This window comes from Nocardia sp. GP40 (genome assembly GCF_050434125.1).
GTDB lineage: Bacteria > Actinomycetota > Actinomycetes > Mycobacteriales > Mycobacteriaceae > Nocardia > Nocardia albiluteola.
In genome coordinates this window covers 1-25191 of record NZ_JBNPVW010000029.1, presented here as the reverse complement: position 1 = coordinate 25191, position 25191 = coordinate 1, and the positions used below count along the sequence as shown (strand labels likewise).

Genomic DNA, 25191 nt, shown 5'->3' with positions numbered 1-25191 from the left:
ACCCGGTCGCCGTACCCCTACCGTTCCTGCTACGACGCGGGTGCCGGGGCGGGTTTGTTGATGGTGTTGTAGTACTGGACGGCCGCGGCGATCGCGACCGGTACGCCGACTGTCGCCATGCCGATCATGCCGCCGATAGGTCCGGTCACCGCCGCAGTGGCGATACACCCGCCGAGGAATCCCGGAATGGCAAGTACGCCAACGGTCGGTACCCCGGCTGCGGCACCGACGGCCGCTCCTCCGGCAACACAGCCGATACCGGCACCGATCGCGGTCCCGATCAACGTGCCGAGCGCGGTTCCCAGTGAGACTTCGATGAAGGCATTGGAGACCGCTTGGTTGAACAATGTGTCGGAGGCCGCATCGACATCCCTCAGCATCGGTGCCCTGCTCGCCGGCCGGGCATCGGCAGGATCGGTACTCGGCATCAACCTGGCCGTACGGCCGTCGATCTTTGCCGCGATCGGCCAGTCCTTCCCGTCTCGCTGATAGGTCAGCGGGATACCGCCGATCAGATCACCCGCGGCATCGAGGACCTGGAACTGGTTCCCCCGCACGGTCAACGATCCGGAGTCGGTACTGACGACGACCGATCGGTCGACCACGCTCGCTGTGTAGCTAACACCCGGCGCGATCGGGGTGGTCAGGACCGAATTGTCGTTCTGGTTGCCCGGATCCGCGGCCGCGGTCGCTCCGGCCAGTGTCAGGGTCGCCGTTGCCGCGATCGCCACTATCGCGGTCATGCCTGTCTTCTTCATCGAAGTTCCTCAAATTACACAAATATATGGCTGACGCAGACGGTCCACATCACCTACACGAAGAATTGCGTGCATGATAGCCAGGAGACCGGCCTGCAGAAATACGCAAACGACCATCGGGAATATCGGATCGTGTCGAATGCGTCAGTAGAGAAAGATATCGCATCAGCGAGTCGGACACGATCATCTTCGGGGGTCCGCGCGGCATCCGAAACCGACGATGTCCCCAGTCACCGCTGCCGCGGTCACTGCCGCCGTGGTCAGGCAGAGAATTACTCATCATCGTGGACGGTGGCTATTCGCCGGTCCAGACCGGGCTTCGCTTCTGCGCGAACGCCCGGGCACCTTCCAGCGCATCGGCAGAACCAAGCACCGGCTCGACCAATACCTGCTGCGCAGCAAAGACATCGGCACTGCTGTAGCCGACCGACATCGATACGATCTGCTTACTCGTACGCACAGCGAGCGGCCCATTGGCAGCCACTTTCACCGCAAGCTCTCGCGCTACGGCCAGAGCGTCCCCGGGCTCGGCAAGAAGGTTGACCATTCCATGCGCATGCGCCGCTTCGGCCAGCAACGGCTCACCGGTCAGGGCGAGTTGCATGGCCAACTGGTATGAGAGCACCTTCGGCAACCGCAGCAAACCTCCCGCGCCGGCAACCAAGCCGCGTTTCACCTCGGGCAGGCCGAATTTCGCGTCTCGTGCCGCGACGATCAGGTCGGCGGTCAACGCGAGTTCGAACCCACCGGCGAGCGCCCATCCTTCGACGGCGGCGATCAATGGCTTGGTCGGCGGCTTCTCGGTCAGGCCGCCGAAACCTCGGCCCGCGATGACCGGTATCTCACCATGCGTGAAAGCTTTGAGATCCAGACCGGCGCAGAATGTTCCACCGGCTCCTGTGAGGATCGCCACGCGAAGATCCTTGCGCATGTCGAATTCATCGATTGCGACAGCGATGCCGTTGGCCACCTCGAGGTTGACGGCGTTGCGCTCCTTCGGCCGGTTGATCGTGATGACGGCAATCCCGTCCGCACAGTCGATCGATACACTGGCCATGAGGCCGCTCCATTCTGTGATTCGGGTGGAGTCGTGAATACTTCCGCGAGTTCGTAGAAGCAAGAACATAGGAATTGGCAGAGGCAGCGCAAGCATCGGGTACCCTACGACGATTTACTCGCTTTCCCCTCAGCCTTCTGTCGAGTGCCGGTGGGCCGGGTAGTGCGTGCTCCCACCCCGAGGGTGATCGGGAACACACAGCAAACTACTGCGTATGTTGCAATGCCGTCAAGACCGCTCGGTCGCTAACTGCTCGACAGCGCCGATATCGGGCCATCCGGCCATCGAGCGATGCCGATCCAGTGCACCCTCGCGTGGCCCCACGGCACCCCGAACGGCGGCGACCGAGGTGAAATACGCTCTTGACCATGCAACCTACGCAGTAGTATGTTGCTACGCGGGAGGTCTGTTTTATGCACTTCGCGCTATCGGAGGATCAACTCCTCCTCCAGCGGACAGCCGATGAGCTCGGTGCTCAGCTGTTCTCGGGTTCCTCGATTCGGGATGCGCTTGCAGGCGGTGGAACATTGCGAGCGCAGGCATGGAAGACGCTGGTGGAGCTCGATCTCGTGGGTCTGCTCGTCCCCGAGGATCACGGCGGCACCGGCGGCTCGGTCGTCGACGCATGCATTGTGGCCGAGGTTCTCGGCCGCTATATCGCGCCGGTGCCCTATGTCGGAACCGCCATCGCGGCAGCGGCCCTGCTGCGTTTCGCCGGCGGGCAAGAGCGGGCGCTCGAGCACCTGTGTGCCGGTGATGCCTACTCGGTAGTGCTGGGCGCCCGGCTCGAGGAGCCGGATACCGAGGCGTCCGTGGCGTTCGACTGGATCATCGGCGCCCGCGGTATCGCTCTCTCCCCTGACGGTATGGCGCGCGTGCACGAACTCTCCGGGATGGTCCCCTTCGCGGACGTGGATCCGCTGCACCCGCTGTGCCGTGTCCGGCCGGTCCCCGCGGCCGCGGCCGCGAGCGAGGGCTCGCGCAGAGCACGGGCGGCAGCGTGGGTCGGCGCCGCGGCATTCTCGACCGGACTCGCCGACGGCGCGTTGCGGCAGGCCGTCGACTACGCCCGCCAGCGCGAGCAGTACGGACGTCCGATCGGTTCGTTCCAGGCGATACAGCACCTGTGTGCCGACATGCTCGTGCGGGTCGAATCGTCTCGTTCCATCACCTACGGGGCCTCCTGGGCAGTCGAGTATGCCCCGATCGAGGAGGTTGAACGATTGGCCTCTGCCGCAAAGTTCTACGCCGGGACGGCGGCGATCGAGGTGTGCGAGGCCGGAGTCCAGGTCCTCGGCGGGATCGGCGTGACCCGGGAGCACGACGCGCATCTCAGGCTGCGCAGCGCCCATCTGTTCCAAGCGGCATTCGGCAACGCGGACGCGCCACTGCTCGCGCTCGCCGGCCGCGCTCTCGACACGGTGTGAGGACACGACGTCATGGACCTACGCGACTCCCCGGAGGAAGCTCGATTCCGTGCCCGGCTGCGCGCCTGGCTCGAGCAGAATGTCCCCGACGAACCCGAACCGGCGACACTGGCCGAACGCTGGCCGTATATGTGTGAATTCCAGCAGCGCCTGTACCGGGGCGGCTGGGTAGCCCTGTCGTATCCGAAGGAGGTCGGCGGGCAGGGTCTCGGGCCGATGGAAGAGGCAATCCTCAGCGAGGAGCTCGGTAGGGCCAACGCGCCCACACTGCTTCCACTCGGACACCTCGGCCACCCGCTGTTCAGCTACGGCAGCGAGGAGCAGCGCCGCCGCTACCTACTACCGCTGCTCGCGGCCGAAGAGATTTGGTGCCAAGGCTTTTCGGAACCACAGGCAGGCTCGGACCTCGCCGCTCTGCGTACGAGCGCCATCCGCGAGGACGAGCACTGGGTGCTCTGCGGCCAGAAGATCTGGACGAGCTATGGCGCCTTCGCCGACTACTGCCTGCTACTCGCCCGCACCGATCCGAACACGGTTCGCCACCACGGGATCTCGGCGTTCATCGTGCCGATGACATCCCCCGGCGTGACGGTGCGGCCGATCGTCCTGGCGAACGGGGACGAGGAGTTCGCCGAGATCCGATTCGACGATGTGCGCATCCCGGCCGCCAACATCCTGGGCAAGCCGAACGACGGCTGGCGCATCGCCATGGATGTCGTCAATTACGAGCGTGGTGCGGTCGACACCGGATATCTGTCGAAGTTCGCGCGCTATCTCACCGAGCTCACCGAAGCGGTCAAGGCGCAGTCATCGGCGCCCGACCGCGCCACCCTGCGCGAGCTCGGCGCGGCGGCGGCCGGGGTGGAGGTGCTGCGGATGCACTGCCTGCGCCGCCTGAGCGACCGCGCCGCGGGCGCCGGGCCCGGCCCCGAGTCCTCCATCGACAAACTGCTGATGACCGCGGTCGAGCAGCGCCTCATGACAGCCGGGGTGAATCTGCTGGCCGACACCGGCACCCCCGGTCGAGCTCGCTGGTTCGACCGCTACCTGTACGGCCGCGCGGGCAGCATCTACGGAGGGTCTGCCCAGATTCAGCGCAACATTCTCGCCGAACGCCTACTGGGACTGCCGCAGGCACCCAGGGCATGACCGAAAGGAATCCCATGACATCCACCCAACGCACGGCCATCGTGACCGGCGCGGCGCGCGGCATCGGCGCCGCCATCGCCCTGCGCCTGGCCAGGGACGGCTTCGCAGTCGGTGTCGTCGATCTGCACGCCGATCAGTGCGCCACGACCGTGGCGGCCATCGAGGAGATAGGTGGGCGGGCGGTCGCCGCCGGTGCGGATGTCAGCCGGCCCGATCAGGCCGCCAACGCCGTCGAGCAGATCAGCGACCGGCTCGGTGGCCCCCTCGTGCTGGTCAACAACGCCGGTGTCACCCGAGACAACCTGCTGTTCAAGATGACCGACGACGACTGGAACAGCGTCATGGAGGTCCACCTGCGCGGATCATTCGTCATGGCCCGCGCCGCGCAGCGCGCCATGGTCGACGCCGGCTGGGGCCGGATCGTCAACATCTCCAGCACCTCGGCCCTCGGCGCCCGGGGGCAGGTGAACTACTCCGCCGCCAAGGCGGGCCTGCAGGGATTCACCAAGGCACTCGCGGTCGAACTGGGCAAGTTCGGTGTCACCGCCAACGCTGTCGCTCCGGGGTTCGTCGTCACCGACATGACCCGCGCCTCGGCCGAACGGGTCGGACTTTCGTTCGACGAGCAGGTCGCGAAGGCGCTGACTCGAATCCCGATCGGCCGGCCGGGGCAGCCCGAAGACGTCGCAAACGCGGTGTCGTTCTTCGCCAGCGACGACGCCGCGTTCGTCTCCGGGCAGGTGCTGTACGTTGCCGGAGGTCCCCGCGGATGATGCGCGTCTTCGCAAGCGCCGACGACCTTCTCGCGGCCCGGGGAGAGCCGATCGGGTGCAGTGCCTGGCTCACCGTCACGCAGGAGCAGATCGATCGATTCGCCGCTGCCACTCTCGACTATCAATGGATCCACGTGGATCCGGTGCGTGCAGCCGAAGGGCCCTTCGGGACACCGATCGCGCACGGGTATCTGACCCTGAGCCTGCTACCTCATCTCATGGCACAGATCTCCCGTGTCGACAATGCCAGGATGCGAATCAACTACGGCTTGAACAAGGTTCGCTTCCCGCAACCTGTGGCCGTAGGGTCCCGTATCCGCGCATGCTCGACGATCCTGCACGTCGACGTGCAGGAGCAGCACCTCCAGGTGATCACACAGGTCACTATCGAGATAGAAGGGCACGACAGGCCGGCATGTGTGGCTGAAACCGTGGCCCGCATCGTGCTGTAGCGCCCCGAAAACCGGTGCCGCGGTTCTCTTCGCAGTCGACGAGTTCCGCGGCACCGACGATATCGGGTACAGCTATGTGCGAATCCCCATCCCGGGGCACAACGGCACCAGGCAGTGGACCGCCGCGGCGAGGGCGAGTTCGGCGTCGACGGCCGCTGCGATGTCAGCGTCGAAAGGGGTTGCTCGCCGGCTGGTGAAATCGACATTGACGGCGACCATTTCGAGCGTGCAGGCAAGTCGCTCGGTCGTGTTGTTCACCATCAGGGTCATGCCGTACACGGTCTTGTCGGAACGTTCGAGAATTCGGGAGTGCACCGAAACCTGATCGTTCACAGAGGTTTCCGTGTAATAACGCACATGATGCTCGGCAATGAAGAAGCCCTGCCTGCGAGTGGCGCGGTAATCGTCGTTGATACCGATCCGCTCGAACACCACCGAAATGCCTGCACCGCAGAGATCGAAGTAGTGCTGGACGTTCATATGGCCGTTCTCGTCTTCGAAGGACTCCGGGACCACGACAGGGCCCCGCTCGAGCGGCAACCGGACGATGTGGTGATAGCTGGGAACTGCCGTGGTGCGGGTCATTCTCAAAATGTAACGAGTATTGACAACAGAAACAACCTACGAAGTAGTATGTCATTGTCTTCGAAGCGATCGGAAAGCATTCAGATGACGCACATGAACCCCATCCTGCCCGGGTTATCGGTGGACACGGCCGGACTGTCGGCCTTCCTATCGACTTGCGTTCCCGACGCGGGGCCGCTCACCCGTATCGAACCTCTCGCCGGTGGCATTTCGAACCTCACCCTGCTCGCGGAATGCGGGCCACACCAATGGGTCCTGCGCCGGCGCCCCGTCGGCAACATCCCGGAGCAGACACACGACATGCGCCGGGAATACGAGACGCTTCGCATGCTCGCCGCCACTGCGATACCAGTGCCCGCGGTGTACGGATACAGTGACGACAGCTCCTTGATCGGCGCCCCTTTCTACGTCATGGATTTCGTGCCGGGCGTCATCGTGCAGACCACCGAGGATGCCCGGCCGCTGCACGCGTCGGTCCGCGCCCGGGCCTGTGACGAGGTCGTCCGTATTCTGGCCGAATTGCACGCCATCCCCCTCTCGGAGTTCCCCACCTATCAGCCCGGCAGGAGCCGCGATGTGATGGCACGCCATCTCCAGCGCTGGCACGATCGGTGGAATGACCGGCCGCACAGGGAGATTCCGCTGATCGATCGAATCGCCGCGGAACTCCGCCGCCGGCTGCCGACCGGTGAAGATCTCGCGTTCGTGCACGGCGACTATCGGATCGGCAACATGATCATCGATCCGCACGGTGGTCAGCACCCCGTCCGCGCCGTGCTGGACTGGGAACTGTCGACCTTCGGCCATCCCCTGACCGACCTTGCGCACCTACTCGCCTATTGGGAGGGCACGGGTGCCATCTACTCGCACCGTGCCCAGCGCATCGCGGCAGAGGTCGGTTTTCCCAGTGCGCAGCAGATGACCGCCCGGTACTGCTCGCTTTCCGGCCGCAGCGTCGAGCACCTCCCCGTGTTCATCGCGTTCGAGCACTGGCGTGCCGCCATCATCAAGGAGGCGATCTACCAACGTCGCGTCCGGCTGGGTGCGCCGCAGGCCGAGACCGCGGACACCAGGAGCGGCGTCGACAGCCACGTCGCCGAGGCCGCCGCACGGCTGGACTTGGCCTAACCCTCACCCCCCTCATCAGCGACACCGTCGCCCACCCCATCAAGAGAGCGAGAACACTCATGGCCTGGGACTTCTCTACTGAACCCGAGTTCGGTCAGAAGCTGGACTGGATGCGCGACTTCGTCCGGGCGGAGATAATCCCACTGGAGGCCGTCGACCTCGACCGTGCCACGTTCGATCGGATTACCCGCCCGCTCGAGGAGCAGGTGAAAGCGCAGGGGCTCTGGGCAGCGCACCTCCCGCAGGAACTCGGCGGCGGCGGGTTCGGGCAGGTCCGTCTGGCACTGATGCACGAGATCCTCGGGCAGTGCCGGTACGCCCCGAGCATCTTCGGCAATCAGGCTCCCGATGCCGGCAATGCCGAGCTGCTGGCCGTCGGTGGATCACCCGAACAGCAGGAGCAGTGGATGCATCCGCTGCTGCGAGGTGAGCTGCGTTCCAGTTTCTCCATGACCGAACCCGGCGCCGGCGCCGATCCAACCCTGCTCACCACCCGCGCGGTGCTGGACGGCGACGACTATGTGATCAATGGGCACAAATGGTTTTCGTCGAACGGTTCGAATGCGGACTTCCTCATCGTCATGGTGGTCACCGATCCCGACGCGGCCCCCGCACGCCGCGCGTCGATGATGATCGTTCCGGCCGACGCACCCGGTGTCCATGTGGTCCGTGATATTCCGACGATGGATCGAGCGCTGATGAGCGAGCCGCTCGAAAACGGGCACGCGGAGATCATCTATCGCGATGTGCGGGTGCCACGGGAGAACCTCATCGGCGAACCCGGCGACGGCTTCCGGCTCGCGCAGAAGCGACTGGGACCGGGGCGCATCCAGCACGCGATGCGCTGGATCGGCCAGTCCCAGCGGGCATTCGACATGATGTGCGAACGCGCGGTCTCGCGACGCACCCACGGCACGGTGCTCGCCGACAAACAGATGGTTCAGGATTGGATCGCATTGTCGGCTGCGGAGATGCACGCGGCCCGACTGCTCACTCTGCACGCCGCGTGGCGGATCGACCAGGTCGGCGCGCCCGCCGCGCGGCTGGAGATCGGGATGATCAAGTACTGGGGCGCCAAGGTCCTGCACGATGTGATCGATCGCTCGATCCAGATCCACGGTTCACTGGGGTTCTCCGCTGACCTGCCACTGGAGCACATGTACCGCGCCGCCCGAGGCGCCCGCATCCTCGACGGGCCTGACGAGGTGCACAAAGTCGCTGTGGCGAAACAGATCCTGCGCACCTACGAACCCCGCGAGATTCCGACCGAGCATGTCCCGACCCGCGCGGCGGCGGCCCGCGAGAAGTTCGCGGCCTACCTGGATCTGGCGACTGCCGACGCCTGATCCAGACCCCTGCCCGGGCCGCTGCTCACCGGGTTCCGGTGAGCAGCGGCCAGAGGCCGTCGGTACCTGCGGACAGTGCGCGGCGACCCAACTTGGCCGACCACTGCTCCTCGTTGCCCGCCTCGTCCCGCCACGCCCACAACCGCGTGGTGCTGTGCCGCAACACATGCTCCTCGGTGAAGCCGATCGCACCATGGATCTGATGTGCCAGCGAACCCACCAGGCCGGCCGTCTGACCGGCGATCGTCTTCGCACCGGCCACAGCCAGATCCGCATCACCGCCGGTGTCGAGAGCGAGCGCTGCCGCCTCGACGGCCACCTTCGACAACACCACCTCGGCGGCCATCGTGGCCAGATACTGTTGCACAGCTTGGAATTTCGCGATCGGTCTGCCGAACTGCTCACGCTCGCCCGCGTAGCGGACGGAGAGCTCGAGCGCGCGGCGGGCAGCGCCCGACACGAGTGCCGCGCGGGCCAGCGCGGCACGGTTGCCGAACGCCCGCGTGGAGATGCCCGACTCCGCCGTGAGGTCGTGCACCCGGTCAGGGGGAACAGTCGCGGTGACGGTGATGTCGTCGCGGGGCTCACCGGCGAGATCGGATCCCTCATGCACGGCGAAATCGTTGCGGCGCAACAGGATCACCTGGCAGTCGGCGAGCACGGCGACGTAATCGACGCACCGGGCCCAGGGCACCCGGGCTATCGTTCCGCTGACCGACAGGCCGTCGTCCACGGGTCGGAACCGCACGTCGGGACGGGCGAGGCAGGCGGTCATCGGGCCGGGCGGCAGCGTAGCACCGCAGCCCGCGAGCAGCCACCCGGCGAGCAGCGCGGTCTCGGCCAGAGGGACACTCGCCGAGTACCGGCCCAGCACCTCGAGCACCGCCACGGCGGTGGTGATGTCCCCGCCGGCGCCGCCGTGTTCCTCGGCGACCGACACCGTGGTGATACCGATTTGCTCCAGCGCCGCCCACAATCGGGGGTTCCACCCACCGGCGGAACAGGCCGACACCGCGTCGGCGGCGCTGTATTTCGCGCACGCGTCGGCGACGGCGGCCACGAGTTCGCTGACAATGTCGTTCATCGCACCCCTAATTGCCTGGCGACGACGCCCCGCAGGATTTCGTTCGTGCCACCCCGCAGCGTGAAGCCGGGACTATGCAGTATTGATTCGGCCAGCATTCTGGGGATCTCCTGATTCGAGCCCGGGTCGGGCTCCAGTTGGGTAAGGAGCCGGACCGTGTCGATGACGACGGTCTCGAAACGGGTTCCGAGGTCTTTGACCATCGCTGCTTCCACGGCAGGCGCCGCGCCGGCCTCGAGCCGCCCGGCCACTGCCAAGGACATCTGGCGCAACGCCCAGATCCGTGCGACCACGGCACCGAACCGGGACACGTCGGTCCGCTCGCTGTTCTCGGTCAGGTAGTCCGTCGCGGCAGCCAGCAGGGGAAAGGTCGACAGGATCCGTTCGGGGCCACTGCGTTCCATGGCCAGCTCGCTGGTGACCTGCCGCCACCCGGAGCCGGGTTCGCCGAGCACGCGGGCATCGGGCACGAAGACGTCGTCCAGGACGACCTCGTTGAAGTGATGTTCACCGGTGAGCAGGCGGATCGGGCGGATATGCACATCCGGGTTCGGTAGTTCGACGATGAACTGGGTCAGTCCAGCGTGCCGGTCATTCGTCGGGGGTTCGGTGCGGGCGAGAGCGATCAATACCTGCGCCAGATGCGCACCGCTGGTCCAGACCTTCGTCCCGTTGAGCCGCCAACCGCCGTCGACCCGTTGCGCACGAGTACGCACCGACGCCAGATCCGAGCCGGTGTCGGGCTCGCTCATTCCAACGGCGAAGAAGCACTGCCCCTGGGCAATTCGGGAGAGGAAAGTGTCCTTCTGTTCGGCGGTACCGAATCTCAGCAGTCCGGGACCGGACTGCCGGTCGGCTATCCAGTGCGCAGCCACCGGTGCTCCCGCGGCGAGCAGCTCCTCGGTAACCACGAACCGCGCCAAGGCGCCGGCCTCCGACCCGCCGTACCGCGCCGGGAAGGCCATGCCGATCCAGCCGTGTTCACCCAGCCTGCGGCTGAATTCCGCATCCCAGCCGCCGAGCCATTGATCGCACCGGGGCGTGATCCGGCCCGCCGAGATCTCTTGGGTCAGGAACATGCGCACGTCGCGCCGTAGCGTGTCGTATTCCCGTGGCAATGTCACGGGGTCGAGATTCCACAGATCCATCGGTCGCGTCTCCCGTCCGGCCTCAGCGGACCGCCCACCGGCCGGTGTAGACCGGTGGTGCGGACTTGTCCAGAAATGCGCGGTACGCGGCGGGGACATCCTCGGTGGCCAAGTTCACCGCCTGCGCACGCGCCTCGTTGTCGAGCGCCTCGGGCAACGTCTGGTTGGCACCCCGATGCAGCAACGACTTGGATTGCGCGACCGCGATCGGCGGCAACGCCGCGACTCGCTGAGCCAATTCCACGGTGAATTCCGCCAATTCGTCATCCGGCCGGACCCAGGTCACCAGTCCCAATTCCCTGGCTTGCTCGGCGCTGATCATCTCGGCGAGCATGGCCAATCGCTTGGCCTGCTGTAGCCCGACGAGCCGGGGCAGCAGCCAGGATCCCCCGAAGTCCATCGATAGGCCACGCCGCACGAAGATCGCGCAGAACCGCGCCGATTCCGCCGCGACGACAAAGTCGCAAGCCAGCGCGAGGTTCATCCCGGCACCGACCGCCACGCCCTGTACTTGGGCAATGACCGGTTTCGGGAATTCGGCCAGAGCAAGTGCGACGTTGCCGACCCGGCGCATCCGCACGGTGGGATGTTCCTCGCGAGAACGGTTTCCGAGATCGGCACCGGCGCAGAAGTTCTCTTGGGCACCCGTCACTGTGACGACCCGGACGGTATCGTCAGCGGCCAGGGCATCCAGCGCGTGGTGCAGCGCCGTCCAGCCCCGGGGGTCCATGGCGTTCTTACGATCGGGCCGGTTGAGGGTGAGCGTTGCTGCCGGGCCGTCGCGGGTGACGAGCACCGGACTGTTCACGTCGGCAGCCGCTATCGGTTCTGCTGTCATTTCCGTGTCTTTCTGGCTCAGCGTCCCTGGAATACCGGTGGACGGCGATCGCGGAAGGCCGCCATCGCTTCGGCGGAATCGTGGGTGCTGTGGACGACGCCCATATGTGAGGAGATCAGGTCGAGCGCTGTACGGACGTCGGCGCGTGCCGACTGGTAAGCCGCTCGTTTGATCATCTGCACGTTGATGGGCGGCTGGGCGGCAATGCGCCGCGCGAAACCCTGCCACGCCGCGCGGAAGACCTCGTCGGCGTAGACGTGGTCAGCGATGCCGATGCGGGCGGCTTCCTCGGCATCGATGAAGTCTCCGGTCCACAGCAACTCGAGCGCCTTGGCCATCCCGACCAGTCGCGGAAGGTAATAGCAGCCACCGTCTCCGGGCACGAGACCGACCCGAATGTAGCCCTCGGACAATCGTGCCGAAGCGGCGACCAATCGGATGTCGCACATCAATGCCATGTCCATGCCCGCGCCGACGGCGGTGCCATTGACGGCCGCGATCACCGGTTTGTCCAGATCCTCGAGGGCATAGGCCACCCGGTGGATGCGATCGTGAAGCAGCGACTTGAGGTCGTACGGCTCGGTGATCTTCGCCTCGAACTCGTCCAGATCGACGCCGGAGCAGAAGGCATCACCGGTGCCGGTGATGACGACTACCCGTACGCGGGAGTCGGTCCGTGCCGACCGCAGCACCTCGGCCCACTGATCGATCATCTCGAACGTGAACGCGTTCTTCATGTGCGGACGGTTCAGCACGAGGGTGCCGATCCCGTCTTCGACAGAATATTCCAGGTCCGCCATCTGATCTTCCCTACCGTGATGTCGTGGCGAGGACACCGTCGAGGCGGATAGCCGTCTCGACGGATGCCCTTCGGACTACATGGTTGCCGTCCTTCTCTGGACACCTTCCAACCTACTGAGTAGAATGTAGTGCACCGCTCGACCGCTCCGCAACCCGCGAGAGGTTGGCGAGCGCTCGGCCTGAATGCCGCTCAGCTCGTGGGTTTGCCATCGCGAACACCTCGACGTGGATCGGCTGTGAACACGCCGCTCCTTTCCGAGCATGTATCGCTCACTGATCACAAGAAAGTCTGCTATGCCCAGTAAGTTCAGCGTGCCTATTGCCCTGAGCGCCTGTACCGCGCTCTGCCTGACCCTGGCCGCCTGCGGTAGCGGTGCCGGGAGCGACTCGGCGAGTCCCGCAGTCTCCCCGCAAGCAGCGAAAGCCGCAGTCGATCAGGCCGAAACCACGTACACGAAGTACACCCGACCGCAGCCCGCGACCGGGGTGCCGGCGCTGCCATCGGCTCCGCCGCAGAACAAGCGGTTCACGATCATCACCTGCCCGATCCCGGTCTGCGCCGTCTTCGCCGACGGCGCCGCTACGGCGGCACGCAAGCTGAATTGGAAGGTGACGACGCTGCAGACCGACAACACCCCGGAAAGCTACGTCAAGCTGATCAATCAGGTGGCGGAGAACCCTCCGGACGCGCTGACCTACATCCCTCTCATGCCGGACTCCGCGATCGGGCCGCAGCTGGCCAAGCTACAGGCCGCCGGTACGAAGATCAGCGAAGCCTCCCCGCTCGGGAACGTGTTGCCGGACAACGGTTCGATCCAGGCCATCGTCAACGGGCCCAAGGCCACCAGTCTGAGTGGAACGCTGATGGGCAGCGCGATCGTGGCCGATGCCAAGGGCGCGGCCAGGTCGGTATTCGTGTGGGACCCGTCGTTCAGCGCCGGCTGGGGGCCGATCAAGGATTCCTTCGAGAAGGCGGTCGAAGGGGCGGGCGGTTCGGTCGACGTCCTGCAGGTCTCGAACGCCAACGTCGGTAAGACGATCGCTTCTCAGATCGTGAGTTACCTTCAGTCGCACCCGAACACCAGGTACGTGGGGCTCCCGGTCGTCGATTACATCCCCGGTCTGACCGCGGCGCTGCAAGCCGCCGGGATCGGCGACAAAGTCAAGGTCATCAGTCGCGCCGCCAACTCGGCGGCCCTCGCGGAGATCAAGGCCGGAACCGAGTGGGCCTCGGTAGCATTGGAGCTCGCCGCCAGCGGTTACCGCGTTGTCGACCAGTTGGTCCGGTTGACCATGGGTGTTGCGCTCGACGGGCTGGCCGACGATGCCGGCTGGCAGGAGATCGTCGTCGCGAGCAATGTCGGGCAGACCACCGGCACCGAGCCGCCGAACTACGCGCAGACCTACTACACCGCATGGCGGGTGGGATGAGCGCGGCCACCGTATTGAGCATCAGCTCGCTGTCGAAGACGTTTCCGGCCCAAAAGGCGCTCGCCGACGTCGATCTGGAGATCCGGACCGGGGAGGTGCACTGCCTGCTCGGGCAGAACGGCTCCGGGAAGTCGACGCTGATCAAGATCCTCGCTGGCTATCACGCTCCCGATCCCGGCTCGTCGGCCACCGTGAACGGTACTCCGATCACGTTGGGCAGCACACGGACCAGCGCGCGGTCGATTGCCTTCATCCACCAGGATCTCGGACTGGTGGCCGACCTCGACGCCGTGGACAACTTGGCGCTGGGCGGCAGGTACCAGGGCCGCTGGTGGTTGTCCGGACGGCGCGAGCGCCGCGCGGCGGCACGGTTGCTGTCCGAATTCGAGATCGACATCGACCCTTGCCTCCCCCTGGCCGACGCTACGCCGGGGCAGCAGACGATGGTCGCGATCGTCCGGGCGATGTCGGCGTCCGGCGGAGCTCCGGCACTGCTGGTGCTGGACGAACCCACCGCCTCGTTGCCACAACACCAGGTCGAGCAGCTGTTCGATCTCGTGCGGGGGCTGCGGGAACGCGGAACGGCTGTTCTCTACGTGACACATCGTCTCCGGGAGGTCTTCCAGATCGGTGATCGAGTGACCGTGCTGCGCGACGGTCGGCGGATCACTACCCGGCCGGTGGCGAGCATCGACACCGAGGAGCTGGTCGGGCTGATCATCGGTCGGCAGCCGACCGAGTTCGCACCGGCCACACCGTCACCGACGACGCAGGTGCTCCTCACTGCATCCGGGATATCAGGTGAGGACGTCGTCGACTTCTCACTCGACGTGCGAGCCGGCGAGATCGTCGGCGTCACCGGCCTGATCGGCTCCGGATACGACCAGGCGCTCGGGTTGACCTTCGGTGGGCGGCGGCGCAGCCGGGGCGAGGTTCGGCTCGCGGGTCGGATCGTGCCGACCGGCAAACCCGAACTCTCGATCAGCGCCGGTATGGCTTATGCCCCCGCTGATCGAAGACGGCTCGCCACGATCCCCGAGTGGACGGCGCGGGAGAACGTCACCCTTCCCCGGCTGCCGTCCGCCGGCCCCGCTCGCTGGCTCGGCCCACGACTGGAACGGCGCGAGGTCCGGCCCTGGATCGAACGTCTCAACGTGACCCCTGCCGATCCCGATCGACCGCTGACGCTGCTCAGCGGCGGTAACCAGCAGAAGCTGGTGCTGGCGCGCTGGTTGCGCATCGATGCGCAGGTACTGCTGCTGGACGAGCCCACCAGCGGAGTCGACGCCGGCGCCAAGGCATCGATCTACGACGCACTGTCCGGCATTGCGGCCCAGGGCCGGGCAGTGGTGCTCTCGTCCTCGGACGCGGAGGAACTGTGCGCCGTGTGTGACCGGGTCTTGATCATGCGTGGCGGCGTCGTTCGGAGCGTGCTCACCAAGGAGCAGCTCTCGGTCGCGCACATCGTGGGCGAGACCATCCGAGACTCTGCCGATGACGCTCAAAGGAGTGCGCACCCATGACCATCGATTCCGAATCCGAGATCACCAGAACCCCGCACCGACCGACCAGGCGTCCCGGTGACGGCGACACACGATCGCGCCCGCTCCGGACATTGCATCAGGTCCTCGGCGCGCCGATTGCCCGATACGGTGGATTGCTGCTGCTGGTGACCTTCATCGCCTTCTTCTCCCTCCGGCTGCCGTCGGTGTTCCTGACCTTGGCGACGTTCAACAGCATCGTCGGCGACCAGTCGGTCACGATGATTCTCGCCCTGGGCGTGCTGGTGACGTTGGCCGTCGGTCAGTTCGATCTGTCGGCCGCGCAGAACCTGGGCATGTGTGCCGTGCTCTGCAGCTCACTGATGGTTCATCAGCACATGAGTCCGGCCCTGGCAGTGCTACTGACGCTGCTCGCCGGAGTTCTGGTCGGTCTGGTCAACGCGGTTTTCGTGGCGATGATCGGCATCAACAGTCTCATCGCGACGCTGGGCATGAGCTCGGTGCTGCTGGCGATCACCGAATTGGTGTCGAATTTCCAGTTCATCGGACCGGTGCCGAACGGCTTTCAAAATGTCGCCAATCATCAGGTTCTCGGCGTCCCCGTCATCGCCGTGTATGCCCTGATCCTCGCCCTGCTGGTGTGGTACGTCCTCGAGCACACGCCCGCCGGGCGTCGCGCCTACGCGGTCGGGGCGAATCCGGACGCGTCCCGGCTGGCCGGTGTTCGCACCAGCCGATACGTGTTCGGGTCGTTCGTGGTGACAGGTGCATTTGCCGCGGTCGCCGGGGTGCTCGTCACCGCGAAGATCGGCAATGTGGCCCCGACCCTCGGTCCCGCCTACATGCTGCCGTGCTTCGCCGCCTGTTTCCTCGGCACCACCCAGATCAAGGTCGGCCGATTCAACGTCGGGGGCGCGGTCATCGCGCTACTGCTGCTGGCGACCGGCGTCAAGGGCCTACAACTGATGGGCAATCAGCTGTGGGTCACGGACCTGTTCAACGGCCTCGCGCTGCTCGTCGCGGTGAGTGCCGCGGTGCTGAGCAGCAAGCGCAGTCCGCGCGCGAAGCGGTAGCGGACGACTCTGCCCGGAATCTGCTCTCGGCGAGCCGTCCTCGCCGGGAGCAGATCCACACGTCGAATCCGTATCTCGCTCAACAGCTCTCGGGGTCCAGGACGCGCGACCGTAGATTCTCGGAACGTGAGTGCTCGATCGATCGAACAAGCATTCAGTCGTGCTCGGTCCAGCGGTTCCACCGTGTAATCGTCTCGATGGGAGGCCGTCGGGCAGGCTTGAACTCTTCGCCGATCGTGTACGCGACCGGCACCAGCGCGATCGGCGTCATAATGTCGGGCAGATGCAAAATGTCCGCGTATTGCCGCTCGAGTTCACCCTCGAACGGAGTAGTCAGAACCGAGCCCATGCCGCGCGACCGCAATGCCAGTTGCAGGCTCCATATCGCCGGAAAGATCGAGCCGTAGAACGCGGCCGGATGTGCCGCGTTGAATCCCTCGAACCGCCCCTCGACACAGGGCACGACCAGAACGGGAACTCGCGGTAACACCTCGGCCAGATAGCGGGCACTGTCGTACACACGCCTGGTCTGCGGATCCTGCAGCCGCGAATACCGCCGCTCGATGACGGGCAGGGTATGGCGCGCATACAGATCAGCGACCTGTGCACGCACCTCGGGGTCATCGAGGACGAGCCAGCGCCATGCCTGATTGTTGCCGCCGGTGGGCGCTTGCACCGCGAGGCGAAGACACCCGAGGATGACCTCGCGTTCGACCGGCCGCTCGAGATCGAGTCGCCGCCGGACCGCGCGGGTCGTGGAGAGAAGGTGATCTGTTACCGCGATATCCATCGGGCCTCCCTGGCTACGTTGTTATACGGGCTTATCGGCGGTGTCGGTACCGGTTTTACGGTCGGATTTGGCGAGGAACTCGGCGACGCGGGTCTTGATGTCGTCGGTGCCGAAGGATTCGTATTCCGCGGCGAGGGCGAAGTTGAGGACAGTGTTGGCGGAGTCGAGCAGATGCATGTTGAGCGCGCGTTTGGTGTCCCGGACAGACTGAGCCGGTAGCTCGGCGAAGCGATGGGCGAATGACTTGGCGGTGTCGAGGACCTCGTCGGCGGGCACGACGCGGTTGCACAGTCCCAGCCGTGCGGCATCGGCGGCGGGGATCCGGTCGCCGAGCAGAATAAACTCCTTGGCGGTGAGCATGCTGGTGAGCCAGGGCCAGGTGACGGCACCACCGTCGCCGGCCGCCAGGCCGATGGCCACGTGCGGGTCGCTCATGAACGTGTCCTCGGCCATCACCACGAAGTCCGACATGGTCGCCAGGCTGCAGCCCAGCCCCACCGCGGGACCGTTGACCGCCGCGACGACCGGCAATTCACACGACAGCATCGCCCGGGCCAGCCGCTCACCTTCGCGAATATCCCGACGCCGGGCCGAGAGATCGTTGTGGTTGCGAATGAAGTTCGGCACGTGACCACCTGCACTGAAGGCCCGGCCCGCCCCGGTCAGCACCACCGCCCGTGCGTCTTCGTCGTCCACCAGCAGATCCCACACCCGCCGCATCCCCGTATGCAACCCGTCATCGAAGGAATTGAGCTCTTCCGGCCGGTTCATCGTCACAATCCGCAGCGGCCCATCCGCCTCCACCAGCACACCAGGCGCCACAGTCGAGTAATCCATACCAAATCTCCTTCGGACTCCAACGCCGACCGGCAGACACCGACCGGCAGCAACGCCGAATCGCTGCCCACACCATCTTGACAACCTACTCGGTAGTATGTCAATCGCGATGCGCACACCACACACGAGGGGACCTCCCGGGGTCGGTGAAGGGTAGCTGCGAAACATCTGAACAGTTGACTCGAGGATCAACCACAAGACCTCTGCCATCGGCGACCGCATCGCCGTGCCTTCGCAGCGCAGTGCGGCGAACCTTCTGAATCCCAAAATGTTTCGCGCACATTCAGGTGGCCTTCGTGGTCTCGACCGGCGAACGGGCAGAGATGGTCGAGGTCCACACCAACCTGCGGCGCATCTGAATCCCCCATGCTATGCACCCAAGCGGGCCGACGTATGCTTGCTCCCTCTTTCAGCTACGTTGGTTGACGCGGTCCTGTTCGACAACCCAAGCCGCCACCTGCGATCGGGAAGTAAACCCGAGTTTGACCAGAATATGGTTCACGTGTCCGCCGACGGTCCGTTCCGAGAGGACCAGCTGGGCAGCGATCGCCTTGTTGGTCATTCCTTTGGCGACCAGCTCGGCCACTTGGCGTTCACGTTTGGTCAGTGCCGGAAGTGTTTGAGCTGCTGCGGAGGCCTTTTCGTCTGACTGCTCACCGAGAGCAAAGGCAACTGCGGTTTCAGGGTTCATCGATCGGCCCTGCCGGTATGCGGCCTCGAACGATCGGTCACCGAGTACCTTCCGGGCGCTACGCTCGAACTGCTCAGCGTAGGCCACAAGATTGGGGAATACGGGCGGACGGCTCAAGGTGTCGCTGACACTGTCGGACGCACCCGCCATGATCACCGCTCGCCGGTGCTCGTCGTGCTCAATGGTCACCCATGCCAGCGCTTGCAGGCAGGCCGCTGTCATGATCGGAGGACCCGCCAGCCGAGTGAGCCGCAGCGCCTCCTGCAGAAGCCGTACCGCTCGATCACGATTACCGTGGCGCCAAACGGTAACCCCCATGGACCACAGCGCGTACGACCGATAGATCGACTCGCTATGAGATTCCGTTATCGTCAGCACCTGCTCGTGGTAGGTAAGGGCGATGTCGTTACGCCCGTTTGATTGATAGGTCCATCCGAGGAGCCCCAGCACATCGATCTGCAGCGTGAGGCCGACGCCCTCGTCGAACAACTCGACCGCCTGCTCCAGGCGCGTTCGCGCGACGTCGAGATCACCGCTGACGAATGCAGCAAATCCTTCGGCGGCCGCAACGTGTGTGTAGGCAATCGGGTCGGATCGCTGCGGATCGAGCGCCCGCGCTTCTTCAACTCGCGGAGTAGCTGCCGCTATGTCGCCTTGGAGCAAGGCCAATTGAATGGCAGCGTGAAGTGCTTTGGCTTGATCCGTAATCGACTGGGACCGCGACTGTGTCAATGCACGGTCGAGCCATCGCCGCCCCTCACAGAACAGTCCACGAGAAATCCAGAACTGGAGCAGGGCAGCGGCGATCACCAGGCCGATGCCGTCCCTCCGCGATAAGCTGAACTCCAGTGACTCCCGGAGATTCGGCAATTCCTGTTCGAGCCGAGCCACCCATAGAGGCTGCCGAGGACTGATCCAATCACGCGCGCTGTCCAGAGTCAACTGAAGGTACCAGTCACGGTGCTGTTGCCGAAGTTTCGTGTACAGAGTGGTGGATTGCAGATTTGATCGTCCGTACTCTCGGACTGTATCGAGCATCCGAAACCGCACTGCCCCATGCGATTCCTCTCGAAAAAGGATGGACTTGTCGACGAGCGATGAAATAGTGTCGAGGATCCCCTCCTGCACACCGCCGAAGTCCTCACCGCATACGCCCTCAGCCGCATCCAGTTCGAAACTACCAGCGAAGACTGAAAGGCGATCCCACAGTTGCTGTTCGGCGGGCGTACACAGGTCGTAGCTCCAGTCGATGCTCCAGCGCAGGGTCCGCTGACGGTTCGGTGCACTTCTACTACCGCGGCTCAGCAGAGCATACCGGTCTGTGAGGCGCTGGAGGATCTGCTCAGGTGAGAGGGTACGCAGCCGCGCCGCCGCTAGCTCGATAGCCAACGGTAGCCCGTCCAAACGAGCACAAATCTCGCTGACGACGCGGCTGCTGTCTGCCGTTAGTTCGAACCCAGGTAGCGCCACAGCAGCTCGCTGTGTGAATAGCGTTACCGCGTCGAACCTGGAAACAGCCCTTAGAGACGGAGTTCGATCCGGTTCGGGAGTAGCCAAAGGGACAACGCGAAACAGCAATTCGCCATCGATACCGATCGGTTCCCGACTAGTAGCAAGGACGCGGAGGTTCGGACATCTGGGCAACAGCACTCTCGTCAGCTCGGCCACTCCCGCAATCACCTGTTCGCAGTTGTCAATTACCAGCAGGATTGTGCGCGGGCCCAGAAACTCATTCAGCGCCATATGCAATGGTCTGGCTGACTGGTCACGTACCTCAAGGGTGGCAGCTACGAGATCCGCAACCAATGCCGGATCGCGAAGTTCGCCAAATTCGACCAGCCATACCCCGTCAGTAAAGGACCGTTTCATGGTCGCAGCTGCCCGCAGCGCCAACCGGGTCTTGCCGACACCGCCGACGCCGGTCAACGTAACGAGGCGAGCCGCCGACAGAGCATTGCGGACCTCGGACAGGTCCGCGCGCCGTCCAACGAAACTTGTCATCTCCAGCGGGAGGTTCCCGCGACTTGGCGGAGAACCTATTACCTTGTCCTCGGCCGAGCCTTCTGCAAGAGCGGCCACCGCATGCCGCTTGCTCTTGCGGCCGACAGCTGGTGCTGACTCCTCGACCTGTCGGTTCCGGCTGTGCTGGAGGCGTCGGAGCTGAATCCCGAACGCTGCCGCGGTTGGGCGCTCTCGTGGGTCGCGGGACATCGCAGCCTCGATTATCGCACAAATGTCGTCAGAGAATCCGCTCTCACGTAAATCCGGGATATGCTGTGTGGTAATTCGCAAGAACTGCGCCACCACTTGTTCACCACTCACTCGCTCGAATGCCGCGTGGCCAGTGAGTGCGCAGAACAAAGTGGAGCCCAGCCCGTATACGTCGGCGGCGGATGTGGGCGGGTCACCACCGAGAACTTCCGGTGCGGTGAAGGCGGGCGACCCGGTGACCATTCCGGCGGCAGTCTGGAAACCTCCAGCAAAGTGAGCGATGCCGAAGTCGGTCAGTACTGGTTCGTCGTAGTCGGTGAACAGAATATTTGCCGGCTTCACGTCACGGTGCACAATGCCGACCCTGTGCGCCGCGCCGAGGGCTCCTGCGAGCTTCCTCCCCACACGCACTGCTTCCTCGACCGTCAGGGGGCCGTCCTCACGAATCCGAGCGTCGAGGGATCCGCGTTCGTGATATTGCATAACCAGATACGGACGCCCGCTCTCGGTCTGCCCGACCTGCAGGACACCCACGATGTTGGGATGACCGGTAAGTCGGCCCATGGCGCGTTGCTCTCGCAAGAACCTCGCCCGATTGTCGTCGTCCAACGCCTCGGTGAGCACCTTTACCGCAACCGTGCGATCCAAGCTGGCCTGGAAGCAGCGGTAGACCTCGGCGAACCCGCCACGCCCGACCAGCTCGGCGGCATCGAACCCCGCGAGACTCAGCTCAGCGAGCAGGTCGGACCCTATATCCCGCTGTGTCTCGAAGGGGTCGTTGTCGACCATTCTCTCACCTGCGATCGGACCACCGAAGATCGCATTCGGTCGCTCGCTCGCTGCTGGATGCGTACATGCCCGGCTTCAACTACCTAATTCAGCATACCCCTCGCAATACTCCAGCCAGTCGATTCTGAACGCACAATGAGCCTTTCCCGGTAGCGATCCCGCTGGTGGCCTGCGCTACTGACACACCGGAAGGTATTGGGCTGCAACGAGAAAGCGCAGAGTCCTGGTAAAAGTTTGGTCCGACTAAAAATCAAATTCACAGAAACTCTACGCGTGATGAGCGTGACATACACGGCGGTGCTACCGATCTCCGAGGCCACCGCCGAGCACCTGGCCGGGCTGCTCCGAGATCGAGCGTCGCCACCGCGGCACCCGCACCGGCCGGCGGCCGCTGACCTGCCTGGAACAGGCAGTACTGATCCTGCGCTGGTTCCTCGACGCCACGCGCGTGGCGCAGCTGGCGTCGACAACAACATCGGCAAGACCACTGCTTACACCTACTTGCACGAAGGTATCGACGTCCTCGCTGCGAAGGCCCCGGGCCTGAGTGAAACCCTGCAGGCGGCGTATCTGGCCGGTCACCAGCATGTGGTCGTGGATGGCACCTTGGTGCGCACAGCGGCAACGTGCGGGTCGGCACCGTCCCGAACAGATGGCCGATCTGGACATCGAACGTGCGGCCCGGCCGCGAGCATGACACCAAAGCACTGCGTACCCACAGTGAGGTGATCTCAACGAGTTTCTATGCGACTCGGCCGTATTCGTAATGTGTGAGGGTGAGTGCGGCTTGGACGATGTCGCCGATTTTCTCGGGGCTGGCGGTGATATGGCGCAGGATGCGCCACCGGCCGACGAGCAGGGCGAATCCGCGTTCGCCGAGGGCGCGTAGGCCGCGCAGCAGGGCGTTGTAGGTGCGATTGTCAGGATCCAGTGGCCGGTCGCCGGGTTGTTTGATCGGTGTGTGCACGCCGATGCCCGCGCCCTCGTAGCCACCGTCGGCCAGAGTGGGCAGATTCCGTTGGGAGGCAGCGTGATACAGGGCGCCCAGGACATGTTCACGGGCAGCGGTGAGGTCGTGGGTCGAGCCCGGCTCGACGTCGGACACTCAGATCGGGAACCCGTCCGGTGCGCTCAACGCCTGGATCAGGCCGCCGTGCTCGCCCGCCTTGCCGGAGTACCACAGGTCGATCGTTTGCCCCTTCACACCGGTCGTGGTCTCGGCGGACCGGTCGGCGGAGAACAGTTTGCCGTCCAGGACCAGATGGGTCAGCCCGGCCTCGACGGCGCGGTCGAGCGCTTCGTGCAGATCCGGGGCCGCGGTGGCCAGGACCGTGACGACCTCGGCGATGTATCGGTAGGCGGTGGCGCGGGAAATGCCATGGTCACGCCCCAGGGCTGTGGGATCGGCACGGTCGCGGAACCAGCGCAGGCCCAGCAGCGCCTGCCGGAAGCACGTCAACGCCCGGGTGTCCTTGCGGGTGCCGCGGCGACAGCGTTCAGCGTGCAACAGCCGGCTCACCTCCTGCACCAGTTCCCGTGGGACGTCGAGCATGGCACGATAGGTGATCACGTGGAGTCCTCATGGTGCAGCAGGTCTTGTGGTGAGAACGGCTTACCGGGGACTCCACGTATCCACCCGCACCCCAGTCGGCGTGTCGCCCAACAACTTTCCCTACCACTACACCCGGGACCAGCCCTGAACAGGGCACACGACTGTCCCACCGAAAAGAATCACCAAATCCTGCTGAGATCACCTCAGTGAAGCGCTCGAAGCCCTCCCCAGATGGGCCCGCCACGACCTGTCGGTTCTCGGCGATCTCGGCTACGAAGGCGAGCCCGGCGTGGTCACCACCGATGGCCCTATAGATCGTCAAGTTCTGATGCGCCCTGATTTGCAGCCGAAGTCGGTCATGATCGCGGGTTCCTCGTCGGCTACCAGCCGGTGCGCCACATGCCGTCCGACACCGTTGCAGCCCTCGATCGCCCACAACCGTTGCGGAAATCGCTGTGCCGCACACAGCATTTCACCGTATCCGGCAGTGTCGGTGCCGTAACGCCCGGTCGCGAGGATCTTCGCGTCGGGATCGATGATTTCGATGGTGGCCGAGCGTTTGTGCGGGTCCATTCCGATGATGACCGGCATCGGTATCCTTCCAGATCGACGGAGGAGGTATCCGTGCAGGAAGGCACCGCTACTTCGAGCCAGGGCAGACCCCTTTCCGGCCACGCCCGCACGGTAACCCGATGGGACGCAAGCCATTAGCGAGCCCCACACCGATGATGCTAGTGGGCAGCCGATCAGGGAGCCTCCCACCGGGCACCTGGACCTGATCCTGGCCGGGATCGAGCCCTACCACCAAGTAGCCGAGTTCAGAGTGTTCGACCGAGCCAATGGAGTGTTTCAGAGCTTTTCCCGATGCTCGACCCGTATTACGCGTCGCGAACGAATCGAGACCGCACCAGAGCCACGTCCCCGGTCAGTCGTCGGGCGACACGACGGTGATCCCGTCCCGCCGGAGCAGCGCCGCCGTGATGCCATCACCGCGGCGCAACGCGCCGGTGAAGGAACCGTCGTAGATCTGTCCACACCCACACGAGGGACTGCGCGCAGTGAGAACGGCTGCCCTTGCCCCGTGCTCGCGGGCGGCATCCAAGGCCAGGCGAGCGCCCGCGACAAACGCGTCCGTCACGTCCTCCCCCGCATCGTCGACCACCTTGGCGTCGCCGTCCAGAACGGCGTGCCCGTCCCCGCCCACGATCTCCACCGGACGGCGCGGTGTGTTCAGACCCGCCGCAGTCTCCGCGCAGAACGGCACCGCCGCACCGGCTTGCACGAGCGCGACAATCGGTGCCGACGTCTTCGCTTTCCCGTTGTAGCGACAGGGAATCCCTGCCAGGCACGCACTGACCAACACCTTCGACACCACACTCACCATAGTCACCCATCGGCGCCCAGACCAACCCGCACAACACATCACACAAGCGAACCAACATGCGTTTCGTCGACCGTGCTCGAACCCGGCGATGCGTTCTACGAACCCGAGGGCATACGCATCGCACGCCTGGCGAAACAGGCGGCCCGTCATGCCCGACCACAAAGCCGGGCTGCTCTTGAACCCGACCACACCCAAACGCTGGGCCGACCGGCTCAGGACATACGAAACCCCCAGCTCCCAGGCCAGACACTCGAGCAGAGGCCAGAGGAAACTCAGGGGTTATCTCTTAATACTGCAACGTCACTCAGGTGAGTGGGTGGCCTCGGCGCCGGTAGTGCGATAGCCGGGCTTGGTGTTGTCGGCGGCGGCGCCAGTGGGACCATGC

The 25191-nt window shown here is 64.8% G+C and carries 21 protein-coding genes and 2 pseudogenes; 10 read left to right on the top strand and 13 right to left on the bottom strand.

All coding sequences use genetic code 11. From position 1 onward, the window contains the following. Positions 1-29 precede the first annotated feature (29 nt). Together ABH933_RS44035 and ABH933_RS44030 are read right to left on the bottom strand one after the other, a co-directional pair. Positions 30-758: a hypothetical protein gene (locus tag ABH933_RS44035; RefSeq protein ID WP_429428864.1), complete on the bottom strand. Its 729-nt coding sequence runs from the start codon at positions 756-758 to the stop codon at positions 30-32. 295 nt (positions 759-1053) lie between these two features. Continuing rightward, positions 1054-1815 (bottom strand): crotonase/enoyl-CoA hydratase family protein, encoded by a 762-nt coding sequence (locus ABH933_RS44030; protein ID WP_429428862.1) that lies wholly within the window; start codon positions 1813-1815, stop codon positions 1054-1056. Positions 1816-2228: 413 nt separating this feature from the next. Between ABH933_RS44030 and ABH933_RS44025 the strand changes: the two genes are divergently transcribed. From ABH933_RS44025 to ABH933_RS44010, 4 genes are read left to right on the top strand one after another with little or no spacing between them, the layout of a single operon-like run. Next, positions 2229-3242: an acyl-CoA dehydrogenase family protein gene (locus tag ABH933_RS44025; RefSeq protein WP_429455309.1), complete on the top strand. Its 1014-nt coding sequence runs from the start codon at positions 2229-2231 to the stop codon at positions 3240-3242. Positions 3243-3254: 12 nt separating this feature from the next. Next, positions 3255-4391 (top strand): acyl-CoA dehydrogenase family protein, encoded by a 1137-nt coding sequence (locus ABH933_RS44020; RefSeq protein ID WP_429428859.1) that lies wholly within the window; start codon positions 3255-3257, stop codon positions 4389-4391. 14 nt (positions 4392-4405) lie between these two features. After that, positions 4406-5164, top strand: coding sequence for a 3-oxoacyl-ACP reductase FabG (fabG, locus tag ABH933_RS44015; RefSeq protein WP_429428857.1), 759 nt, complete (start codon positions 4406-4408; stop codon positions 5162-5164). After that, complete coding sequence (locus ABH933_RS44010; protein ID WP_429428890.1) at positions 5164-5616, top strand: MaoC family dehydratase; 453 nt, start codon at positions 5164-5166, stop codon at positions 5614-5616. The genes fabG and ABH933_RS44010 overlap by 1 nt, the downstream gene beginning before the upstream one ends. A 72-nt stretch (positions 5617-5688) precedes the next feature. On the opposite strand, the gene ABH933_RS44005 is transcribed toward ABH933_RS44010, so the two are convergent. After that, a complete protein-coding gene (locus ABH933_RS44005; protein WP_429428855.1) occupies positions 5689-6201 on the bottom strand; it encodes a thioesterase family protein in 513 nt (170 codons plus the stop codon). Between the two features lie 93 nt (positions 6202-6294). On the opposite strand from ABH933_RS44005, the gene ABH933_RS44000 reads away from it, so the two are divergent. Beyond that, on the top strand, positions 6295-7329 hold the full coding sequence (locus tag ABH933_RS44000) for a phosphotransferase family protein (RefSeq protein ID WP_429428853.1): 1035 nt from the start codon (positions 6295-6297) through the stop codon (positions 7327-7329). Between the two features lie 59 nt (positions 7330-7388). Then, the gene (locus ABH933_RS43995) at positions 7389-8675 is read left to right on the top strand and encodes an acyl-CoA dehydrogenase family protein (protein ID WP_429428851.1); all 1287 of its coding nucleotides are present in this window, start codon (positions 7389-7391) and stop codon (positions 8673-8675) included. A 25-nt stretch (positions 8676-8700) separates the two neighbouring features. On the opposite strand, the gene ABH933_RS43990 is transcribed toward ABH933_RS43995, so the two are convergent. Genes ABH933_RS43990 through ABH933_RS43975 form a run of 4 tightly spaced genes read right to left on the bottom strand, consistent with a single transcriptional unit; the run spans position 8701 to position 12545 of the window. After that, entirely contained in the window at positions 8701-9759 is a 1059-nt protein-coding gene (locus ABH933_RS43990) for an acyl-CoA dehydrogenase family protein (RefSeq protein ID WP_429428849.1), read from the bottom strand. Continuing rightward, positions 9756-10907 carry an acyl-CoA dehydrogenase family protein gene (locus tag ABH933_RS43985; RefSeq protein ID WP_429428847.1) on the bottom strand — a complete coding sequence of 384 codons (1152 nt, stop codon included), beginning with the start codon at positions 10905-10907 and terminating at the stop codon, positions 9756-9758. Before ABH933_RS43985 ends, ABH933_RS43990 begins: the two co-directional genes overlap by 4 nt. Positions 10908-10929: 22 nt before the next feature. After that, the gene (locus tag ABH933_RS43980; protein WP_429428846.1) at positions 10930-11745 is read right to left on the bottom strand and encodes an enoyl-CoA hydratase/isomerase family protein; all 816 of its coding nucleotides are present in this window, start codon (positions 11743-11745) and stop codon (positions 10930-10932) included. A 17-nt stretch (positions 11746-11762) separates the two neighbouring features. Further along, positions 11763-12545, bottom strand: a complete 783-nt coding sequence (locus ABH933_RS43975) for an enoyl-CoA hydratase/isomerase family protein (RefSeq protein ID WP_429428844.1) — start codon at positions 12543-12545, stop codon at positions 11763-11765. A gap of 295 nt (positions 12546-12840) precedes the next feature. Here ABH933_RS43975 and ABH933_RS43970 point away from each other — a divergent pair, with 295 nt between their 5' ends. Genes ABH933_RS43970 through ABH933_RS43960 form a run of 3 tightly spaced genes read left to right on the top strand, consistent with a single transcriptional unit; the run spans position 12841 to position 16552 of the window. Next, positions 12841-13977, top strand: a complete 1137-nt coding sequence (locus ABH933_RS43970; protein WP_429428842.1) for a sugar ABC transporter substrate-binding protein — start codon at positions 12841-12843, stop codon at positions 13975-13977. After that, positions 13974-15500 carry a sugar ABC transporter ATP-binding protein gene (locus ABH933_RS43965; RefSeq protein WP_429428840.1) on the top strand — a complete coding sequence of 509 codons (1527 nt, stop codon included), beginning with the start codon at positions 13974-13976 and terminating at the stop codon, positions 15498-15500. Before ABH933_RS43970 ends, ABH933_RS43965 begins: the two co-directional genes overlap by 4 nt. Beyond that, positions 15497-16552, top strand: coding sequence for an ABC transporter permease (locus tag ABH933_RS43960; protein ID WP_429428838.1), 1056 nt, complete (start codon positions 15497-15499; stop codon positions 16550-16552). Before ABH933_RS43965 ends, ABH933_RS43960 begins: the two co-directional genes overlap by 4 nt. Before the next feature lie 154 nt (positions 16553-16706). On the opposite strand, the gene ABH933_RS43955 is transcribed toward ABH933_RS43960, so the two are convergent. From ABH933_RS43955 to ABH933_RS43945, 3 genes are all read right to left on the bottom strand, one after another. Continuing rightward, positions 16707-17342 carry a nitroreductase family protein gene (locus ABH933_RS43955; RefSeq protein ID WP_429428836.1) on the bottom strand — a complete coding sequence of 212 codons (636 nt, stop codon included), beginning with the start codon at positions 17340-17342 and terminating at the stop codon, positions 16707-16709. Between the two features lie 21 nt (positions 17343-17363). Then, positions 17364-18179 (bottom strand): enoyl-CoA hydratase/isomerase family protein, encoded by an 816-nt coding sequence (locus ABH933_RS43950; RefSeq protein WP_429428834.1) that lies wholly within the window; start codon positions 18177-18179, stop codon positions 17364-17366. Positions 18180-18588: 409 nt separating this feature from the next. After that, positions 18589-21870, bottom strand: coding sequence for a protein kinase domain-containing protein (locus ABH933_RS43945; protein ID WP_429428832.1), 3282 nt, complete (start codon positions 21868-21870; stop codon positions 18589-18591). A 276-nt stretch (positions 21871-22146) separates the two neighbouring features. Here ABH933_RS43945 and ABH933_RS43940 point away from each other — a divergent pair. Further along, positions 22147-22601, top strand: a pseudogene (locus tag ABH933_RS43940) (IS5/IS1182 family transposase); the annotation flags it as partial. Between the two features lie 11 nt (positions 22602-22612). Here ABH933_RS43940 and ABH933_RS43935 read toward each other — a convergent pair. The 3 genes and pseudogenes from ABH933_RS43935 to ABH933_RS43925 form a co-directional block, all read right to left on the bottom strand. Then, positions 22613-23440 (bottom strand): annotated as a pseudogene (locus ABH933_RS43935) (transposase family protein). Between the two features lie 300 nt (positions 23441-23740). Continuing rightward, a complete protein-coding gene (locus ABH933_RS43930; RefSeq protein WP_429428830.1) occupies positions 23741-24013 on the bottom strand; it encodes a hypothetical protein in 273 nt (90 codons plus the stop codon). Between the two features lie 334 nt (positions 24014-24347). Further along, positions 24348-24806 (bottom strand): DUF523 domain-containing protein, encoded by a 459-nt coding sequence (locus tag ABH933_RS43925; RefSeq protein WP_429428888.1) that lies wholly within the window; start codon positions 24804-24806, stop codon positions 24348-24350. Positions 24807-25191 lie beyond the last annotated feature (385 nt).

Bases quoted from the DNA above. Each gene is read 5' to 3' on its own strand.
- ABH933_RS44035 (WP_429428864.1), bottom strand. From the start codon at position 758: ATGAAGAAGACAGGCATGACCGCGATAGTGGCGATCGCGGCAACGGCG.
- ABH933_RS44030 (WP_429428862.1), bottom strand. From the start codon at position 1,815: ATGGCCAGTGTATCGATCGACTGTGCGGACGGGATTGCCGTCATCACG.
- ABH933_RS44025 (WP_429455309.1), top strand. From the start codon at position 2,229: ATGCACTTCGCGCTATCGGAGGATCAACTCCTCCTCCAGCGGACAGCC.
- ABH933_RS44020 (WP_429428859.1), top strand. From the start codon at position 3,255: ATGGACCTACGCGACTCCCCGGAGGAAGCTCGATTCCGTGCCCGGCTG.
- fabG (WP_429428857.1), top strand. From the start codon at position 4,406: ATGACATCCACCCAACGCACGGCCATCGTGACCGGCGCGGCGCGCGGC.
- ABH933_RS44010 (WP_429428890.1), top strand. From the start codon at position 5,164: ATGCGCGTCTTCGCAAGCGCCGACGACCTTCTCGCGGCCCGGGGAGAG.
- ABH933_RS44005 (WP_429428855.1), bottom strand. From the start codon at position 6,201: ATGACCCGCACCACGGCAGTTCCCAGCTATCACCACATCGTCCGGTTG.
- ABH933_RS44000 (WP_429428853.1), top strand. From the start codon at position 6,295: ATGAACCCCATCCTGCCCGGGTTATCGGTGGACACGGCCGGACTGTCG.
- ABH933_RS43995 (WP_429428851.1), top strand. From the start codon at position 7,389: ATGGCCTGGGACTTCTCTACTGAACCCGAGTTCGGTCAGAAGCTGGAC.
- ABH933_RS43990 (WP_429428849.1), bottom strand. From the start codon at position 9,759: ATGAACGACATTGTCAGCGAACTCGTGGCCGCCGTCGCCGACGCGTGC.
- ABH933_RS43985 (WP_429428847.1), bottom strand. From the start codon at position 10,907: ATGGATCTGTGGAATCTCGACCCCGTGACATTGCCACGGGAATACGAC.
- ABH933_RS43980 (WP_429428846.1), bottom strand. From the start codon at position 11,745: ATGACAGCAGAACCGATAGCGGCTGCCGACGTGAACAGTCCGGTGCTC.
- ABH933_RS43975 (WP_429428844.1), bottom strand. From the start codon at position 12,545: ATGGCGGACCTGGAATATTCTGTCGAAGACGGGATCGGCACCCTCGTG.
- ABH933_RS43970 (WP_429428842.1), top strand. From the start codon at position 12,841: ATGCCCAGTAAGTTCAGCGTGCCTATTGCCCTGAGCGCCTGTACCGCG.
- ABH933_RS43965 (WP_429428840.1), top strand. From the start codon at position 13,974: ATGAGCGCGGCCACCGTATTGAGCATCAGCTCGCTGTCGAAGACGTTT.
- ABH933_RS43960 (WP_429428838.1), top strand. From the start codon at position 15,497: ATGACCATCGATTCCGAATCCGAGATCACCAGAACCCCGCACCGACCG.
- ABH933_RS43955 (WP_429428836.1), bottom strand. From the start codon at position 17,342: ATGGATATCGCGGTAACAGATCACCTTCTCTCCACGACCCGCGCGGTC.
- ABH933_RS43950 (WP_429428834.1), bottom strand. From the start codon at position 18,179: ATGGATTACTCGACTGTGGCGCCTGGTGTGCTGGTGGAGGCGGATGGG.
- ABH933_RS43945 (WP_429428832.1), bottom strand. From the start codon at position 21,870: ATGGTCGACAACGACCCCTTCGAGACACAGCGGGATATAGGGTCCGAC.
- ABH933_RS43930 (WP_429428830.1), bottom strand. From the start codon at position 24,013: ATGCCGGTCATCATCGGAATGGACCCGCACAAACGCTCGGCCACCATC.
- ABH933_RS43925 (WP_429428888.1), bottom strand. From the start codon at position 24,806: ATGGTGAGTGTGGTGTCGAAGGTGTTGGTCAGTGCGTGCCTGGCAGGG.